The following is a 17,405-nucleotide window of genomic DNA, read 5'->3' on the forward strand; positions in this document are numbered from 1 at the left end:
CTGTGGCGCCAGCGCAGCCATTCTTTCACGGGGCTATAATGCGCCTACTCCGGCCGGCGTAAACTACCATGAAGGAAACCCCTCAGGATGCATTTCACTGTAGAACCGGCACCGCAACACCGTCTGCCTCTGTACAAGACTGTTCTGTGCGTGACCTGCGCACTGCTGCTGATCGTGAATGGCTTCAGCCTGTTCCATAATCTGCAGTCTTTACGGGGCGCCCAGCAGTCGCTGGCCCAGTCGGCCCGCGTGGCCGACCGTTTGCAATATCTGAACGTGCTGGTACTGGAGGCAGAAAGCAGCATGCGCGGCTATTTCCTCAATGGCCGCGAAGAAACGCTGCGCCCCACGACGTCTGCTCCTGCCGAGACGGAAGCCGAGTTCAAGGAACTGGAAACCCTGCTAGCCAATAATCCTTCCCAGCTGCGCAATCTGGCCCAGCTGCATACGCTGGTGCGGCGCCGGCTGCGCCTGATGGGGCAGGCGGTGGATGTCTACCGCGATGGGGGGCTGTCCGAAATCGTCAAGATTGCCAAGCTCAGCGAACGACGCGTGAATATGGATGAGATCCGCCTGCAGGTGGTGATCATGGAGCAGGAACAGAACGAGACCATGGCGCACCGCAGCGCCGCCTTCTATCAGGAATACCTAAAAGCCATTTTGCTGGGCATGAGCATCAATGCACTGGCGATATTTGTGCTGGTGATGTTCTACCAGCTGGTGCGGCGCAGCTTTGCCAACCGTGCGCAAGTGGAACATGCGCTACAGAGCGCCAACGAAACGCTGGAATCGCAGGTGCATCAGCGTACCGAACAGCTATCGCTGCTGTCGCGCCATCTGATCAGCATTAGCGAAGAGGAAAAAATCCGTCTTTCGCGTGAGCTGCATGACGAAATGGGCGCCAATCTGACTTCGATCAGCATGGATATTGCGGCCGTTGCCCAGCAGTTGCAGCAGCGCGAACCGGAGCTGGCAGCCCAGCTCAAGCGCGCCCGTGCCACGCTGGTGGAAACGGTGGAAATGAAGCGCCGTATCGTCGAGAATCTGCGCCCCAGCCTGCTTGATAATCTGGGCCTGTGCGCGGCCATCGAGAGCTATTGCGACGAGTTCAGCCGGCTGGCGCAAGTGCGCTGCGACTGCGATGTGGCCGCAGGCATAGAAAAGACCGCACGCCGTTCCGGTGATCTGTCGATTGCGCTGTTCCGTATCGTGCAGGAAGCGCTGACCAATATCCGCAAATACGCCCACGCCAGCCAGGTGTCGGTGACGCTGACGCGCGACCAGCACGGGCTGATACTGCGCATCATCGATGACGGCATAGGCATCGCTGCCACCAACATCGTCAAGCCCATGTCGCATGGCCTGCTGGGCATGCGCGAGCGTGCTTTGCTGCTCGGTGGCAGCATGAGCATACGGCGCGGCCGTAATGACAAGGGCACTTGTATCGAAGTGAACATACCCTTGCCTCAGCCGAATGTACTACCCGCCGCGTCGGCGCCCGTACCTGCCGCTGCGCTGCCTGCCGGAACAGGCGGCGAGGTGGCCAGCAGCCTGCCGCCCGCCCTCAGTGCCGTGCTCAATAGTGCGCTACATCCTCCAGCAGACGGTCATATTCCGTCTTCGCCACCTTGTAGCACTCCCCCGCATATTGCTCCAGACCTGAGCGATCCAGTACGGTGATGGTGCCGCGCCGGTAGGCGATCAGACCTTCCTCCTGCAATTTGCCGGCAGCGGCCGTGATGCTTTCGCGCCGTACACCGAGCATGATGGCGATCATTTCCTGCGTGACCTTGAGCACGTTGTCGTTGGAGCGGTCCAGCCGTTCCAGTAGCCAGCGGCACAGCTTCTGTTCGATGGAACTGTGGCGGCCGCCCACGGCGTTCTGCGCCATCTGGGCGAACAGCGCCGTGTTGTAGCGCATCAGCAGGGCAGGCAGGGCGCCGCCCAGATGGAAGGCGGCGCGCAAATGGCGTGCATGCATGCGGTAGCCATAGCCGGCTGACTGCACCATGGCGCTGCACATGGCGCGTTCACCCGCAAACAGGGACACGCCGACTACGCCTTCACGGCCTGCCACGGCTATCTCGGTGGTGGCGCCGTTTTCCATCACATACAGCAGCGAAATAATGGCGCTGGTAGGGAAGTACACATACTCCATGCAGGCGCCGCATTCGAATAGTTCTTTGCCCACGGGCAGAGTCACCAGTTCCAGTTCCGGCAGCAGGGCGGCCAGTTCGTGTTCGGGCAGGGCGGCCAGCAATTCGTTCTGGCGGGCACCGCTGGGGCTGATGGAATAGGGCAAGGGTGGTCGGGCTGTGGCGCCGTAACCGCGTGTTTTGGGCGATGGGCTCAGTTGGGTATTGTTCATCTTGTTCCTCACAGTCTGGCTACTCAAACAACACCGTTGCTGCGCTTCGGTGTTGTCACTACTGTAAGGCGGGGGCGAACTAACGAACATAAGCGCAGCAGACGCTGGCCTGTAGTCCTGTGTGGTGCAGCTTTGTAGTCTTGCTCCTACAAGGCCGGTGGGCCGCGACGGCGGCCGCCAGCGCAGACGCACTAGGCTTAGCCTGCGGGCAAGTGCATAATGCAGCCATTCCCCTAGATAGGCGTACACCATGCAGGTACTGGTAGTCGAAGACGATGCTGTTCTGGCCGATGGCTTGCGCCGCGTGCTGGGCGAGCACGGCATGACGGTGGAGCTGCTGGCCGATGGCACTCAGGCCGAGCTGCGCCTGCAGCATGCAGAGACGCTGGACGTGGCAGTGCTCGATATCGGTCTGCCCGGAGTTGACGGCTTCGAACTGGTGCGGCGCCTGCGTGCGCGCGGCAGCGCGCTGCCCGTGCTGCTGCTGACGGCACGCGATGCCATTGCCGACCGGGTGCGCGGACTGGAACTGGGCGCCGACGATTATCTAGTCAAGCCTTTTGCTACGGCCGAACTGGTGGCGCGCCTGCGCGTGCTGGTGCGGCGCAATGCGCCCAGGCCCGGCCTGCTGGCACTGGGCGGGCTGGCGCTCGATCTCGATGCCAAGCGGGCCAGAGTGGGCGAAAAGCTGATCGAGCTGTCGGCGCGCGAATGGGCCGTGCTGGAATTCCTGCTGCAACATGCCGGCAAAGTGGTGTCGAAGCAGCAGATCATCGACGCCATCGCGCCCTGGGGCGATGAGCTGACGCTGAATGCGGTGGAAGTGTATGTCTCGCGCGTGCGTCTGAAGATCGCCGATGCCGGTGTTACGCTGCGTACCATACGGGGCTTCGGCTATATGCTGGAAGCCGGGCCGCCTGCGCCATGAGCAGCATACGCCTGCGCCTGCTCAAGTGGCTGATAGCGCCGATTCTGCTGATCAATCTGGCCGGCGGCGGGTTAGTCTATCTGCTGGCGTGGACACCGGCCCAGCTGGCATTTGACCAGAGTCTGGCCGAGGCCGCTGCCGGTCTGGGCGCGCGCCTGAGCGATGCGGGCGGACAGCTGCAGCTGGACTTGCCCCCGCTGGCTGAAGCCGTGCTGCGCAGCGATGACAGTGATAGCCTGTATTTTGCCGTGTACGACGGCGCAGGGCGGCAGATTGCCGGCGACCGCGATCTGCCGCTGCCGGCCGCGCAGGCCGGCCGTGGCCAGCAGTTCTACGATGGCATGCGCCAGCAGCAGCCCGTGCGGGTGCTGGTGCTGCCCTGGTCGCTGCCGGCGCGGGCCGGCGCGCCAGTCAGCCGGGCCCGTATCGTGGTGGCCAGAACGCTGCGCCAGCGCCAGCAGATCCAGCAGGCAACCTTGCGCGCGCTGCTGTTGCTGGAAGGGCTGTTTGCTGCGGCCAGTATCGGTCTGGTGTGGTTCGGCGTCAGCAACGGCTTGATGCCGCTGCAGCGCTTGCGCGCGGATCTGAACCGGCGCGCGGGCGACCAGCTGGCACCGCTGGCGCTGGCCGACCTGCCCCATGAACTGGAGCCGGTGGTCCATGCCTTTAACGGCCTGCTGGAAAAAGTGGGCGAGGGCGCGCAGGCACGCCAGCAGTTTCTGGCCAATGTGGCGCACCAGTTGCGCACGCCGCTGGCCGGCCTGAAAACCCAGCTGGAATGGCTGGGCGCGCGCCACAGCGAGGCCGAGTCCGCCCAGTCGGTGCGGCTGATGCTGGCCACCACCGAGCGCATGATACGCCAGACCAACCAGCTGCTGGCACTGGCCCGCGCCGAGCCTGAGCATTTCGAGAAGACCCGGCTCGAACCGGTGGCGCTGCACAGCTTGATCGAACAGTCGGTGCAGCTGTTCGTGGAACTGGCTGGCCGCAAGCAGATCGACCTCGGCTTCGAGCTGCAGCCTTTGATGGTGCGCGGCGACCGCTTCCTGCTGCGCGACCTGATCGATAATCTGATCGATAACGCCATCCGCTACACGCCTGCGGGCGGCAGCGTTACGGTGAGCTGTATGCCGCAGCCGGGCGCGGCGAGCGGCGGCATGCTGATCGTCGAGGACAGCGGTCCCGGCATTCCGCCCGAGCGGCGCGAGCAGGTATTCAGCCGTTTCGTGCGGCTCGATGACCGCAGCAGCGGCAGCGGGCTGGGCCTCGCCATCGTGCGCGACATCGCCACCGTCCACGCTGCGGAATGCCGGATCGGCGCGGCCGGCACGGGGCAGGGCGCCCGTTTTTCCATCATTTTTCCCTGATTTTTAGTTCTTTCGTGCAATTGTCAGCAGTTTGTCAGCATTTCCTCAGGGAAATGCAAGCTTGCTCGGCTACACTATTAAACGTGCACATTGATAACGGGAGCAAGCCATGAAAACCAGCCAGCGCGGCTTTACCCTGATCGAGATTATGGTCGCTGTGGCCATTGTCGGAATACTGATGGCCTTTGCCATCCCGTCCTACACGGACTACGTAATCCGCGGCCGCCTGAGCGAAGCTTTCACGGCGCTGGGCGGGGCCCAGCCGGCAGCCGAGCAGTACTGGGCGAATAACCGCAGCTATGCCGGTTTTGATGGGGCCTCCGCCTTCCCCGCCAACACAGCCAATTTCAGTTACGTGCTGAGCACTGCCACCGCCTCGACCTACACCATTACGGCCACCGGCAGCGGCAAGATGGCCGGCTTTGTCTACACCATAGACCAGAACGGTACTCATGCCACTACGGGCAGCCCGACCGGCTGGGGCACCAGTGCCTCCTGCTGGGTGGACCACAAAGGTGGAGCATGTTCCAACTGATGCCACTGCGGCCGCCGCTGCCGGCCCGCATGCGCGGGCTGACCCTGCTCGAGCTGCTGATCACGCTGTCCATCTTCGGCTTCATGCTGGCCATCGGCCTGCCCAATGCCAGCAACTGGCTGCTGGCCAACCGTGCCCGCAGTGCCAGCGAGTTCTATGCGGAAGGCTTCAGCATGGCACGCCGTCAGGCCGTGCTGCACAACACTTTCAGCCGCATCAGCCTGACGCCGAATGTGAACACGGGCCAGATGAACTGGCAGGTCGATCTGTGCTTTGTTTCGGCCAATACCCAGTGCGGCGCGGCCGAAGGGGGCTGGTCTACCGTGGATGCCGCCGCCGCCAATGATCCGGAAGGCGCGGCCGGCTTCAAGTCCGTGCTGCGGGTGGCCGATGCGCTGCCGAATTCCGAAGCCCTGCTGCCGAGCACCGTGCCGGAAGGCAGTTCGCAAGTGTATTTCACCCCCATGGGCTGGGTCGATACCCGCTTTGCCGAACGCCTGACCCGGCTGCAGCTGCAACCTGACAGCCGCTTCCACGGCGATGTGCCCAGCGTGGCACTGGTGGTCACGCTGGCCGGTATGGCCACCAAATGCCAGCCCGATGTGCCGGCCTCTGATACGCGAGCCTGTCCGCCATGAAACCGCATCTGCCCCCATCCCATAGGCGCCAGCAAGGCCGCAGCCAGCGCGGTATCGCGCTGCTGGAAGCCCTGCTGGCCATCCTGATACTCGGCGTAGGCCTGCTGGGCACCATAGGCTTGCAGGCGCGCGCCTATTCCGCCCTGTCCGATGCCAGCCAGCGTGCCGAAGCCACCATGGCCGGCGAGAAGCTGCTGGGCGTGATGAATGCGGACGTGGCCAATGTGCTCAATTACGGCGTGGAAGAAGGCGAGGACCCTACCGAGGCGCTGCAGCCCTGGGTGGACGAAACGCGCCAGTACATCCCGGATGCGCTGCTGGCCGTGCAGGTAACGCCGGAAGCACGCCGTGTGCGGGTGGATATTTCCATCCGCTGGAAGCGCAAGGCCGGCGACGATATGAACCAGCATCAGGTGACTTCCTATATTGCGAACTGATATGAACCAGCCTAATACAAGCATGCGGCGAGGCGGATTCTCGCTGGTCGAGCTGTTGGTCAGCGTGGTGATCGGCATGCTGGCGTTGCTGTTCGCCACCCGTTTGATCATCAGCGGCGAATTGAACAAGGACGCCGCCGTGGGCGGCTCCGACAGCATGCAGAACGGCATGCTGGCGCTGTATTCGCTCAGTAATGACGCGGGTGAATCGGGCTGGGGCATCAATGATCCCATGCTGGCCGGCTGCGATACCGTGCTGACCGATGGCAGCGGCTATGTGCTGCCCACGGCGGCCCGCGGCGGCGTCAACATTACACCGCTTGCGGCCGTGCTGATCCAGTCCAATGGCAGCAACCCCGATGTGATTGCGTTTAACAGCGGGACTTCGCAAAGCGGTAATGGCTCGGCGCGGCTATTTGCCGATTATCTGGGCGGCGCCCAGTTCACCATCGATAGCCGCAACCCCTACACCTTCCAGATCGGCGATGTGATGGTAATCGCGCCGCTGGCGCAGGGCAGCGTGCAGTGCTCGCTGGTGCAGCTGTCCGGCTTTGGTGCAGCTGCGGCGAATACCCTGCTGTTCAATGCCGGCACCGGTTTCCGCTTCAATCCGGCGGGCGGGCTGGCCAATATCTACCGTCAGAACGTCAGCTATATCTACAATCTGGGCCCGGCCACCCAGCTGCATTTCCATACCTGGTCGGTGGCCAACGGCGTGCTGCTGCTGCGTGCCGCCGAACTGCCCGGGGCCGAGCGCGCCGGCGTCTCCGTCACCGACAATGTGGTCAGCATCAAGGGGCAGTACGGCTTCGATACGCGCGTGGTGGCCGGCACCTATGACCCCAACCCCACCGGCAACGGCATGCAGATCACGGCCTGGAGTGCCACCATGATCGATGCCGATGGCGATGGCGTGGTGGGCAGCCCCGGTGACTACCAGCGCATCGCCGCCGTGCGGCTGGCCGTCGTGGCACGCAGCAAAACGGTGGAAAAGCCCGATAGCAAAGGCCAGTGCACGGCGACGGCGGAACTGCCGACCGTGTTTGCCAGCACCGCGCCGGCCACGGTGGCGGCCGTGCCCATGCAGGTGAATGTGGCCGTGGCGGGGGACACGCTGGCGTGGCAGTGCTATCGCTACCGCGTGTTCGAAAACATCGTCCCTATCCGTAACGCGCAATGGAGGCCATGATGTACAAGCGTCGCCTGCAGCGCGGCATAGCGCTGCCCATCATGCTGATCATGCTGACCGTGATGCTGGTCAGTAGTATCTACCTGCTCAAGTCCAGCACGTCGACCACGCTGACCACCTCGAATCTGGCTTACGAGGCGGCGCTCAGCAAGGCGGCCGATCTGGGCGTGCATACGGCATTTGCCTATCTGCGCGACATCCCCAACAACGCGCTGCTGGAATCGAATCAGGCGGCGGCCGGCTACGTGGCCTCCATGGCGCCCAACTGGACCGTCAGCACGCCGGCGTTCTGGCTAGGCTCGGTGACGCTGCCGCCCGACGCTTCGGGCAACCGGGTGGAATACGTGATCCACCGCCTGTGCGATTTCGCCGGCCCTTACAACGACGTCACCAACCGCTGCCAGCAGACTTCGGCGCGGCCGAATTCCAAGACCAGCCAGCCGTATGGCCGCAGCGGCCGTTCGGATAGCCCGAATTACCTTGACCAGCCCCAGCTCCACTACGTGGTCACAGCGCGCATCGCCGGTGCGCGCGGTGGCAATGTGGTGACGCAGGGCGTCATCATGAAAGGGCCGTAAGGCCCAGCACTCTGGATGGATCACATCATGAACAAGCTGCGCTTAGCGTTCACCACTTTCCTGTCGCTGGCTGCACTGTGCGGCGTCGCGCCGCCGGCGCAGGCCGGCCTGACCCAGATTGCGCAAGTGCCGTTGCTGAACATCTCAGGCACGGGCACCGTCAAGCCCAATCTGATGCTGCTGTTCGATAACTCCGGCTCGATGGACCAGACTTACACGCCGGACTACGTCAACGATAATCTGTGCCGCAGCGGCGCCACGCTGCAGGCCGGCGTGACGGCTTGCGCCGTGGGCCACCCGCCCTTCATGAGCCCGGACTTCAACAAGCAGTACTACAATCCGGCCATCCGCTATGTGGTACCGGTCAAGGCTGATGGCAGCTACTACCCCGAGCAGAATGCCACCAATACCAGCAACTGGACTTCGGTCACGGGCGACGGCTTCGGCGCGCGCAAGAACGATATGGCCGGTAACACCGTCACCTCCAACATCAATCTGGTGACCGGCTTCCCCGACCTGAAATGGTGCTCGGGCGGCAGCTGCCAGTTCAACACGTCCAGCTACACCTATCCCGACGCTACCTACCAGACGGCGACGGCGATTACCACGGGCCCGTATTACTACACCATAGGGGTAGGGCAGTTCTGCACGGATGAAACCATGAAGACCTGCAAATCGACGGCCGTGGGGGCCACCGCGCCGGCCGGCTATCCCGTGCCCGTCAAGGTGCGCTGGTGCAGCGACCGACTGCTGACTCAGTGCCAGGGCAAGCGCGTGGGCAGCTACATCTATCCGGCCTATTCCACGCCTAGCGGCGCGGTGGTTTCCTACGGCACCATCGCCATCGGCGCTTCCGCGACGGCCAGCTCGCTGACCATTACCAGCGTGGTGGTCAACAGCAGCACCACGATTACCAATGGCACGGTGACCGCACCTACCGGCACCAATAGCCTGATCAAGCAGCAGACCATGGCCAGCGCACTGGCGGCCAACATCATTGCCACCTCGGTCAATCTGGGCGCCAGTTCCAGCCGCCTGTATTACGCCTGCGTGCGCACGCCGACAGGCCAGCCCAGCGTGCCCGCCTGTAGCACTTTCGGCATTACGCTCAGTTCGGAAAATGTGGTGGCCGTGCTGCCCGTCACCTGTACGGGCAGTGTCAGCGTGGCCAACTGCCAGCCGCTGACGGATAACTCGCGCGCCGGCTGGGGCCTGGCCGTGACGGCCCCCTCGGTGGTGACTACGCCGTATGCGCCCGGCGCCGCCGTGATCACTTTCAGCGGTACGGCCACTTCGTCCTCGCTGACCGCCATCCTGAAAAGTCTGAGCTATGCGGGCACCACGCTGATCGGCGCTTCGTCCTTCAGCAGTCCGACTTACCTGAGTCTCGGCAAAGGCCGTACACCGGCGCAGATCGCCAGTTCCGTCGTCAGTGCCATCGGCACCGGCGGCACCATCAAAGCCTATCTGGGCAATAGCAGCAACTGTCCGACTGGCTATACCAGTAGCAGCGTGTGTCTGGTCAACTGGGCCGCGACCGATAATACGGCCACCATCAGTGCCTTCACCATGGATAATCAGGGCAGCATCAGCTGGAACCGTTCGGCCACCAGCGGCTTTGTGGCGGCCGTGAACGATGCGGTGCCCGTTTCTACCAGCGCACTCTCGGCCGGCTCCGGTGCGCCCAATCCCTTTGTGCGGGTGAATATCGTCAACGGCCAGACCTATCCGAAAAGTGCCGACCGCACCGACTGTCTGGGGGCCAGCAGCTGCAGCTATAGCGAGGAAATGACCAACTTCGCCAACTGGTATGTGTACTACAAGAGCCGGCTGCAAATGATGAAGACCTCGGTCGGCATCGCTTTCTCGGCCATCACCTCGAATTACAAGGTGGGCTATGTCAAGCTGTCGAACGCGGGTGCCGGCGGCGCCATCGATCTGAAGCCGGCCGATTTTGCCGGTACGGCGCGTGCCAGCTGGTACACGACGCTGTACAACACCACCACCTCCGGTTCCACGCCGATCCGCACGGCGATGGACAATGTGGGCCGCATGTTCGGCAATCTCTCGCCCTACAACTATGCGGCCGGGCAGGAAGTGGTGCAGTACCCGTGCCAGCAGAACTTCATGATCCTCACCACGGACGGCTACTGGAACGGCAGCAGCACCGCCAACGTGACGAATAACGACAACGTGGAAAACGCGGCCCGCTTCTGCACCCAGGCACGCGGCTGCGTGGACACGCGCGCCCAGACCCAGCCTTCGATTTCCGATGTGGCGCTGCACTGGTATAACGGCGGTTCCAGCACCGGCACGGTATCGCTGCGCCCATCGCTGGAGCCGGATATGAGCAAGCCCGGGTCGGTGCCGGCAGCAGCAGGCGAGAACACCCATTTGCACATGAACACCTACACGCTGGGGCTGGGCGTGGACGGGGTGATGACCTATGAACCGAATTACGATAGCGCCCCCAAGGCAGGCGGCGATTTCTATAAGCTGATTACGGGCGCCACCTCGGGCTGTCCGTGGAACAGCAATGGTGCCTATGTCTGGCCTGATCCCGATACTACCAACACGGCCAGCACCGTGCAGGAACGGGTGGACGACCTGTGGCATGCCGCCATCAACGGCCATGGCAAATACTTCAGCGCGCAGGACCCGAAAGATGTGGTGAGCGGCCTCAGTGAAGCGCTGTCGAATATGCAGGTGCATGTGGGCGCCGCGGCGGCTGCAGCAACCTCCACGCCTAACATCACGCTGACCGATAACGATATCTTCTCCGATACCTTCACCACCGTGAAATGGTTCGGCGAACTGTCCGACCGCAAGATCGATAGTACGGATGGCAGTGTCTCCAGCACGGTGACCTGGACCACCAGCGATACGCTGGGCAAAAAGGTCGGCGCCAGCAGCGATACGCGCCGCATCTATATGTACAACACGGCAGGCGGCTATGGTGGCACGCCGGACGAATTCCGCTTTGCGAACATGAAGGGGGCGGCACCGGCCTGGTTTGCCAACAAGTGCAGTGCCTTGCCCCAGTGCGCGCTGCTGTCGGCCAGCGACAAGGCGCTGGTGAACGATGGCAGCAATCTGGTCAACTGGCTGCGCGGCCAGCAGCAGTATGCCAACGATACGCTGTTCCGCGCCTACAGCATGACCACCAACACGCCAGCCGGCGCCAGCGGCCCCATCCCCATCGTGCTGGGCGATATCGCTTCGTCCAAGCCGGCCTATGTGCGCGATCCCCGTAACGACTATTCGGATGCCGACTACATCACCTTCAAGGATAACTACGGCAATCCCACCAGCCCTAACTACCGCAGCGGCGCCGTGTTCACGGCTGCCAACGACGGCATGCTGCATGCCTTCAGTTCCACCTCGGGTGAAGAGCTGTGGGCTTACGTGCCGCGTACCACCATGAAGAAGCTGTACGGGCTGGCCAGCACCATCTACAGCACCAACCACCAGTTCACGGCCGACGGTTCGCCCGAAGTGGCCGACATCAAGCCTTCGGGCGGCGGCTGGCACACGGTGCTGGTGGCAGGCCTGAACGGGGGCGGGCGCGGCTACTATGCGCTCGATATCACCGATACCAGCAACCCTAGGCAGCTGTGGGAGTTCTGCGCCGATGCGACGGTCTGCCCGCTCAGCGATGGCGATCTGGGTCTGAGCTTCGGCAACCCCCAGTTCGGCACGCTGGCCAATGGCCGCTGGGTGGTGTTCCTCACTTCCGGCTACAACAACGTGCCCGGCACAGACGGTGTGGCCAGCGGCAATGGCAAAGGCTATCTGTATGTGCTGGACGCTTATACGGGCGAGCTGCTGAACAAGATCAGCACCAATTCCGGCGATACCACCACGCCTTCCGGGCTGGCCAAGATCTCGGCCATCAGTGCCGATCCCGGTGCCGACCCGCGCGTCAACTACATCTACGGCGGCGATAATCAGGGCCAGATGTGGCGCTTCGATCTGAGCGCATCGAGCGGTGCGATTACCGTCAAGCTGCTCGGCGATGCCGGGGCGGGCAAACCGATTACCACACGGCCCGACGTCACCATGTGCGCCGTGCCTGTGCAGACGGAAGTCAACGGCGTCACCGTCAACAGTACGGCCGGTGTGCGCGTGGTGCTGTTCGGTACAGGCCGTCTGCTCGATGTGCCCGACACCACGGATACTTCGATCCAGAGCCTGTATCTGCTCAAGGATGGCGGCAGCACCATTGCCGATATCCGTGGCGCTACCATGGTCAAGCAGACCCTGAGTGCGCTGGGCTCGGGCAGCAATATCAATACCTACCAGATCACCAGCAATCCGGTCGACCTGACCCAGAAGGATGGCTGGTATTTCGACTGGGCGCTCAACGCGGGCGAGCGGATGAATCTGGACCCGCAGATCGTCAGCGGGGTGGCCAATGTGGTGACCAATCTGCCTACGTCCTCGTCGGCCTGCTCGGTGGGCGGTTCCAGCAATCTGTATCAGGTCAACGTGTGCAACGGGCAGGCGATCGGCAGCCATCCGGTCGGGCTGACGCTGTCGAATACTTCGGCGGCAGTGGGCTTCATCATCATCCGCCTGCCTAACGGCCAGCTGAAGATGGTGACCACGCTGGCCGACGGCAGCAACAAGACTTCGCCCTTGTCGGAACAGATCTCGGCCGATGCCCACCGTAGCGGCTGGCGCCGGGTGAAAGGCGAATAGGCGGCAGCCAGCAGCCAGCAGGATGGGCAGCAGCTCCAGTGCGGGGAAACAAATCACCGATAGGGACGAAGTTCCGGTAAAATCGAGGGTTTTGCAGAACCGCACCAGATTACGTACAAATGTCCAACGATATCGAAAATGTAAGCCCCGAGCCCGCTGACGAACAAGTGGTCGTCACCAGCTCCAAAACGCCGGCGCTGATCGCCCGCGAAGTGCAGCGCCGCCGTACTTTCGGCATTATTTCTCACCCGGATGCGGGTAAGACCACGCTGACCGAAAAGCTGCTGCTGTTCTCGGGTGCGATTCAGATGGCCGGTACCGTCAAGGCCCGCAAGAGCGGCCGCCACGCCACCTCGGACTGGATGGAGATCGAGAAGCAGCGCGGCATTTCCGTGGCTTCCTCTGTGATGCAGTTCGAATTCCGTGACCACGTGGTGAACCTGCTCGACACCCCGGGCCACCAGGACTTCTCGGAAGATACCTACCGCGTACTGACGGCGGTGGACTCGGCGCTGATGGTGATCGATGCGGCCAAAGGTGTGGAAGCCCAGACCATCAAGCTGCTGGACGTCTGCCGTATGCGCAATACGCCTATCGTCACTTTCATGAACAAGCTGGACCGCGAAACCCGCGACCCGCTGGAACTGCTGGACGAGCTGGAATCGGTCCTGAAGATCAAGTGCGCACCCGTGACCTGGCCTATCGGCATGGGCAAGAACTTCCGCGGCGTGTACCACCTGCTCAATGACGAGATCATGCTGTTCAAGGCCGGCGAAGAGAAGGCCGACGGCGCTTTTGAAATCATCAAGGGCATCGACAACCCGCGCCTGCAGGAGATGTTCCCGCTCGAGATGGATCAGCTGCGCATGGAAGTGGAACTGGTGCATGGCGCTTCCAATCCCTTCGATCTGGAGCAGTTCCTGGCCGGTATCCAGACTCCCGTGTTCTTCGGCTCCGCCATCAACAACTTCGGCGTACGCGAAATCCTGTCGGCTCTGGTGGACTGGGCGCCGGCACCGCGCGCACGCGATGCCACGGTACGCGCCGTGGCGCCGACCGAGACGCCGTTCTCCGGCTTCGTGTTCAAGATCCAGGCCAATATGGATCCGGCCCACCGCGACCGCATCGCTTTCCTGCGCGTGTGCTCGGGCCGTTTCGAGCGCGGCATGAAGGTCAAGCATTTGCGTCTGGGCCGCGAAATCAAGGTGTCGTCGGTGGTGACCTTCATGGCATCGTCGCGCGAACAGGTGGAAGAGGCTTACGCCGGCGATATCATCGGCCTGCCTAACCACGGCAATATGCAGATCGGCGACTCCTTCTCCGAAGGCGAAATGCTGACCTTTACCGGTATTCCTTACTTCGCGCCGGATTTCTTCCGCTCCGTGCGGATTCTGAACCCGCTGAAAATCAAGCAGCTGCACAAAGGCTTGCAGCAGCTGGGCGAAGAGGGCGCGGTACAGGTGTTCAAGCCGGTACAGGGCGGCGAGCTGGTACTGGGCGCGGTCGGTGTGCTGCAGTTCGAGGTGGTGGCCAGCCGTCTGAAAAACGAGTACGGTGTGGAAGCCGTGTTCGAAGGCACCAGCATCAGCAGCGCGCGCTGGATTTCCAGCGATGACAAGAAGGCCCTGTCCGACTTCGAAAACTCGCTGGGCCACAATGTGGCTTACGATGCAGCTGGTAATATGGCCTATCTGGCGACTTCCAGCGTCAATCTGCGCCTGACCGAAGAGCGCTGGCCCAAGCTGAAGTTCCACGCTACCCGCGAGCACTCGGCCAAACTGGTCTAAGTTTCTCTCTCTGCTATGGCAGCCGGCTGCCGTCGCAATCCCCACCGCAGTCCGGCCTTGCCGGCTGCGGCGTCGGAATCTTCCTCCCTCCTATCCGCAAAAACTGCATTACTGAAGTGCTTGATTAATCGCAAGATTGCATCGAGGCATGGGCAGTATCGTATGGCATCTTTGCTGTCGGAGGACACCATGCGTGCTGTATTTGTCACCCTGCTTGCCGCTAGCCAGCTGGCATTGGCCGCGCCCAGCGAGCGCGACGCGATGGCGCTGGCCGTCAAGGGCGCCCGCTATATGCAGGAGCATGGCAAGTATGCCCTGATCGCCTGCATCAACCGCAAAGATCCCGCATTCAATCAGGGCACGCTCTACCTTGCCATGCGCGACCTGAACGGCATCACCATCGCCCATCCCACCACCGCCCTGATCGGCAAAAACCTGCTCGATGTGCCCGATGCCGACGGCAAGCTATTCCGCCACGAGATGCTGGCGCTGGCGCGCGGCAAAGGCAGCGGATGGGTCGACTACAAATTCCTCAATCCCAGAACGGGCAAGGTGGAGGCCAAGACCACCTATGTGTTGCGGGTGGATGATGTGGCGCTGGAAGCAGGCGTCTACAAGCACGAGGACGGCGCGAGCCTGCACTGAGGCTGGCGCTGGGCGCGTCAGGATTTCGCCAGTATTGAGCCAATAACAAGCAAGCCACGAGAGGGACTATGTTAAGCAAACTGCGGATAGGGCCGAAACTGCTGCTGGCACCGGGGGTGGTGCTGATATTGCTGCTGGTACTGTCGATAGGGGCGTATGCGGGACTGCTGCGCCAGCACCAGCGGTTGGAGGAAATGGTGCAGCTGCGCGCCGTGCGGCTGAAGGCGGCCGATGATCTGGTGATCAGTGCCCACAAGGCGCACGCCGAGGCCTACCAGCTGCTGACATGGATAAACGCCAGTTTCTCGACGGCGCGGGTGGATGCGCTGCTGCGCGAACTGCATGCGCGTCACGCGGCGCTCGACAGCCAGTTTGCACGGTTAGAAATGAGTACGCAAAACCAGCCGGCCGAGCAGCGCTATGTGGCCCTGTCGCAGGCAGCGTATGGCTTGTACGTGAAAGCCGTGGCCGATGTGATCGAACTGAGCATGGCTGATCATTCGATGGCGGCCAACGCCATGTCCAAGGCCGAGCGCAGTTTCGACGTGGTGGCGCAACGGCTCGATGAACTGGCGCGGCTGGAGCAGAGCCTCAGCGTGAACGCGTATGCGCTTGCCGAGAGCGAGTTTGCCACCCTGAAAACCACGATGCCGCTGCTGGTGGCCGTGTCGATTGCCTTATCGCTGCTGGTGTCGTTGCAGGTGCGGCGTGCGCTGCTACGCGAGCTGCACGATATCGGCAGCACCGCCAGCAATCTGGCGCAGGGCAATCTGACGGTGCAGCAGCGCAGCTATGGCCGCGACGAGATTGCCGAAACGGCGCGCACGCTGGATGGCAGCATACGCAATCTGAACGCCACGCTCAGGAATATTCTGAGCTCCGCGCAAACCATAGGCAGCGCTTCGCGCATGATCGCGGCCGGCACGGCGGACCTGCATATCAACGGACTCGATAACGCCACCCAGCAAAAACTGGCGCTGGTGGAGCAGGCCGCCATGGCGGCCAGCAGCCTGCAGCAGCAGGCAGTCGATCTGTCCGAGGCCGTGGCCAAATTCAAGCTGGACGACTACACGCCGGCCGACCCGCCCGGCGCGCCGGAGCGCAACAGCCGCAAGCATCTGAGTGCGGTGCGCAACTGAAGCGGGCTAGGCCCGTAGCGGTTTCCAGCGGTCGCCGGGCTGCTGCAGGTATCTGGCGTACACATAGCGCCACGGCATGGCCAGCGGGATAATGATGACGCCGGCGCATTCGTACAGCGTGCTGATGGTGGCTTCATCAATCTGGCCGGAACGCCATGCGGGCAGGGCTATGGCCAGCATCCAGATGACTTTCCATAGCAGTTCCCACATCAGCACGGGCAGCATCTGCAGCGGATAACGCAGGCCCAGTATGCACAGCAGGCTGAAAGCGGTCAGCATGCAGCGGACTACGCCGGTGGATAGCGTCCATGGCTGGTCATGGTGCAGCACGCCCGGCCAGACCACTACGGCCAGACCGCAGCTGATAATCAGGTAGACAAGGCGCAGCAGGTACAGTCTTACGGTGGATACTTCCGGCATGGTGGGCTCCCGCTCAGGTGATTATTCGACTTGCTTGAGGACTTGCTCGATGGCGGCGATACGTGTTTTCAGGTCGGCCAGATCGGCCTTCATGCCGCTCAGTGACTGTGCGGTGCTGCTCTGGGCGTCGAGTGCCTGCTGTGCCATGGCGCGATAGGCTTCCTCGTGTGCATAGCGCAGTCTGGCCTGCTGCACGTTGGCGTAGTAGCGCAGCGCCGCGATGATGATGATGACCAGCAGAGGCAGGATGATGGTCAGGAAATATACATGTTCAGCCATAGTCGTCTCTTATTCAGGTTGATCGGTCAGGGTGGCGGCGGCCGCTGCCAGCAGGGCAGGCGTGAGCCGGACGTCGAACGGTGCTACTTCGAAAAAATTGAGTGCTTTGCCATCGGCTGACAGTTCCATCTGGCTGGTGACCAGCCCTGCGTCTTCCAGCTTCTGCAAGTGCAGATGCAGCAAGGGACGGCTGATCCCCAGTTCGCGCGCCAGCTGGCTGACGTAGTTGCGGCCATGGCTGGTCAGCATGCCCATGATGCGCAAGCGGTGCGGGTTGGAGAGGGCCGCCAGCATGGCTAGCAACTGGTCGCCTTGCAGATGTTGTGATTTATCTGTCATATGTAAACATTATCTGACAGGTGGTTGCGCGTCAAGCGGATTTTTGCGAACCAGG

General features: G+C 62.4%; 16 protein-coding genes. 12 read left to right on the plus strand and 4 right to left on the minus strand.

Annotated elements, in window-relative coordinates; genetic code table 11:
* Positions 1–87: 87 nt before the first annotated feature.
* Positions 88–1,680: a CHASE3 domain-containing protein gene (locus tag GTP23_RS10720; RefSeq protein WP_161035121.1), complete on the plus strand. Its 1,593-nt coding sequence runs from the start codon at positions 88–90 to the stop codon at positions 1,678–1,680.
* Here the strand turns inward: GTP23_RS10720 and GTP23_RS10725 are convergent.
* Positions 1,577–2,368 carry a Crp/Fnr family transcriptional regulator gene (locus GTP23_RS10725; RefSeq protein ID WP_161035122.1) on the minus strand — a complete coding sequence of 264 codons (792 nt, stop codon included), beginning with the start codon at positions 2,366–2,368 and terminating at the stop codon, positions 1,577–1,579. The genes GTP23_RS10720 and GTP23_RS10725 overlap by 104 nt on opposite strands.
* Before the next feature lie 250 nt (positions 2,369–2,618).
* On the opposite strand from GTP23_RS10725, the gene GTP23_RS10730 reads away from it, so the two are divergent.
* The 11 genes from GTP23_RS10730 (at position 2,619) to GTP23_RS10780 (ending at position 16,312) form a co-directional block, all read left to right on the plus strand.
* On the plus strand, positions 2,619–3,296 hold the full coding sequence (locus tag GTP23_RS10730; protein WP_161035123.1) for a response regulator transcription factor: 678 nt from the start codon (positions 2,619–2,621) through the stop codon (positions 3,294–3,296).
* Positions 3,293–4,663, plus strand: a complete 1,371-nt coding sequence (locus tag GTP23_RS10735; RefSeq protein ID WP_161035124.1) for a sensor histidine kinase — start codon at positions 3,293–3,295, stop codon at positions 4,661–4,663. Before GTP23_RS10730 ends, GTP23_RS10735 begins: the two co-directional genes overlap by 4 nt.
* A 109-nt stretch (positions 4,664–4,772) precedes the next feature.
* Positions 4,773–5,198 carry a type IV pilin protein gene (locus GTP23_RS10740; protein WP_161035125.1) on the plus strand — a complete coding sequence of 142 codons (426 nt, stop codon included), beginning with the start codon at positions 4,773–4,775 and terminating at the stop codon, positions 5,196–5,198.
* Positions 5,186–5,836, plus strand: a complete 651-nt coding sequence (locus tag GTP23_RS10745) for a prepilin-type N-terminal cleavage/methylation domain-containing protein (RefSeq protein WP_161035126.1) — start codon at positions 5,186–5,188, stop codon at positions 5,834–5,836. The genes GTP23_RS10740 and GTP23_RS10745 overlap by 13 nt, the downstream gene beginning before the upstream one ends.
* Positions 5,833–6,273, plus strand: a complete 441-nt coding sequence (locus GTP23_RS10750) for a type IV pilus modification PilV family protein (protein WP_161035127.1) — start codon at positions 5,833–5,835, stop codon at positions 6,271–6,273. The genes GTP23_RS10745 and GTP23_RS10750 overlap by 4 nt, the downstream gene beginning before the upstream one ends.
* A gap of 1 nt (position 6,274) precedes the next feature.
* Positions 6,275–7,462 carry a PilW family protein gene (locus tag GTP23_RS10755; protein ID WP_161035128.1) on the plus strand — a complete coding sequence of 396 codons (1,188 nt, stop codon included), beginning with the start codon at positions 6,275–6,277 and terminating at the stop codon, positions 7,460–7,462.
* Positions 7,459–8,040 carry a hypothetical protein gene (locus GTP23_RS10760; protein ID WP_229256043.1) on the plus strand — a complete coding sequence of 194 codons (582 nt, stop codon included), beginning with the start codon at positions 7,459–7,461 and terminating at the stop codon, positions 8,038–8,040. The genes GTP23_RS10755 and GTP23_RS10760 overlap by 4 nt, the downstream gene beginning before the upstream one ends.
* 27 nt (positions 8,041–8,067) lie before the next feature.
* Entirely contained in the window at positions 8,068–12,741 is a 4,674-nt protein-coding gene (locus GTP23_RS10765; RefSeq protein WP_161035130.1) for a PilC/PilY family type IV pilus protein, read from the plus strand.
* Between the two features lie 119 nt (positions 12,742–12,860).
* Positions 12,861–14,528, plus strand: a complete 1,668-nt coding sequence (locus GTP23_RS10770) for a peptide chain release factor 3 (protein ID WP_155435272.1) — start codon at positions 12,861–12,863, stop codon at positions 14,526–14,528.
* A gap of 189 nt (positions 14,529–14,717) precedes the next feature.
* Positions 14,718–15,173 carry a cache domain-containing protein gene (locus GTP23_RS10775; RefSeq protein WP_161035131.1) on the plus strand — a complete coding sequence of 152 codons (456 nt, stop codon included), beginning with the start codon at positions 14,718–14,720 and terminating at the stop codon, positions 15,171–15,173.
* Positions 15,174–15,241: 68 nt separating this feature from the next.
* A complete protein-coding gene (locus tag GTP23_RS10780) occupies positions 15,242–16,312 on the plus strand; it encodes an MCP four helix bundle domain-containing protein (RefSeq protein ID WP_161035132.1) in 1,071 nt (356 codons plus the stop codon).
* Between the two features lie 6 nt (positions 16,313–16,318).
* Here the strand turns inward: GTP23_RS10780 and GTP23_RS10785 are convergent, their stop codons facing one another.
* Genes GTP23_RS10785 through GTP23_RS10795 form a run of 3 tightly spaced genes read right to left on the minus strand, consistent with a single transcriptional unit; the run spans position 16,319 to position 17,350 of the window.
* Positions 16,319–16,732, minus strand: coding sequence for a hypothetical protein (locus tag GTP23_RS10785; RefSeq protein WP_161035133.1), 414 nt, complete (start codon positions 16,730–16,732; stop codon positions 16,319–16,321).
* Positions 16,733–16,753: 21 nt separating this feature from the next.
* Positions 16,754–17,011 carry a hypothetical protein gene (locus GTP23_RS10790; protein ID WP_161035134.1) on the minus strand — a complete coding sequence of 86 codons (258 nt, stop codon included), beginning with the start codon at positions 17,009–17,011 and terminating at the stop codon, positions 16,754–16,756.
* 9 nt (positions 17,012–17,020) lie between these two features.
* Positions 17,021–17,350, minus strand: a complete 330-nt coding sequence (locus GTP23_RS10795; protein ID WP_161035135.1) for an ArsR/SmtB family transcription factor — start codon at positions 17,348–17,350, stop codon at positions 17,021–17,023.
* Positions 17,351–17,405 lie beyond the last annotated feature (55 nt).

Origin of the sequence: Duganella fentianensis (assembly GCF_009857835.1) — a bacterium.
In the GTDB taxonomy this organism is placed as follows: domain Bacteria; phylum Pseudomonadota; class Gammaproteobacteria; order Burkholderiales; family Burkholderiaceae_D; genus Rugamonas; species Rugamonas fentianensis.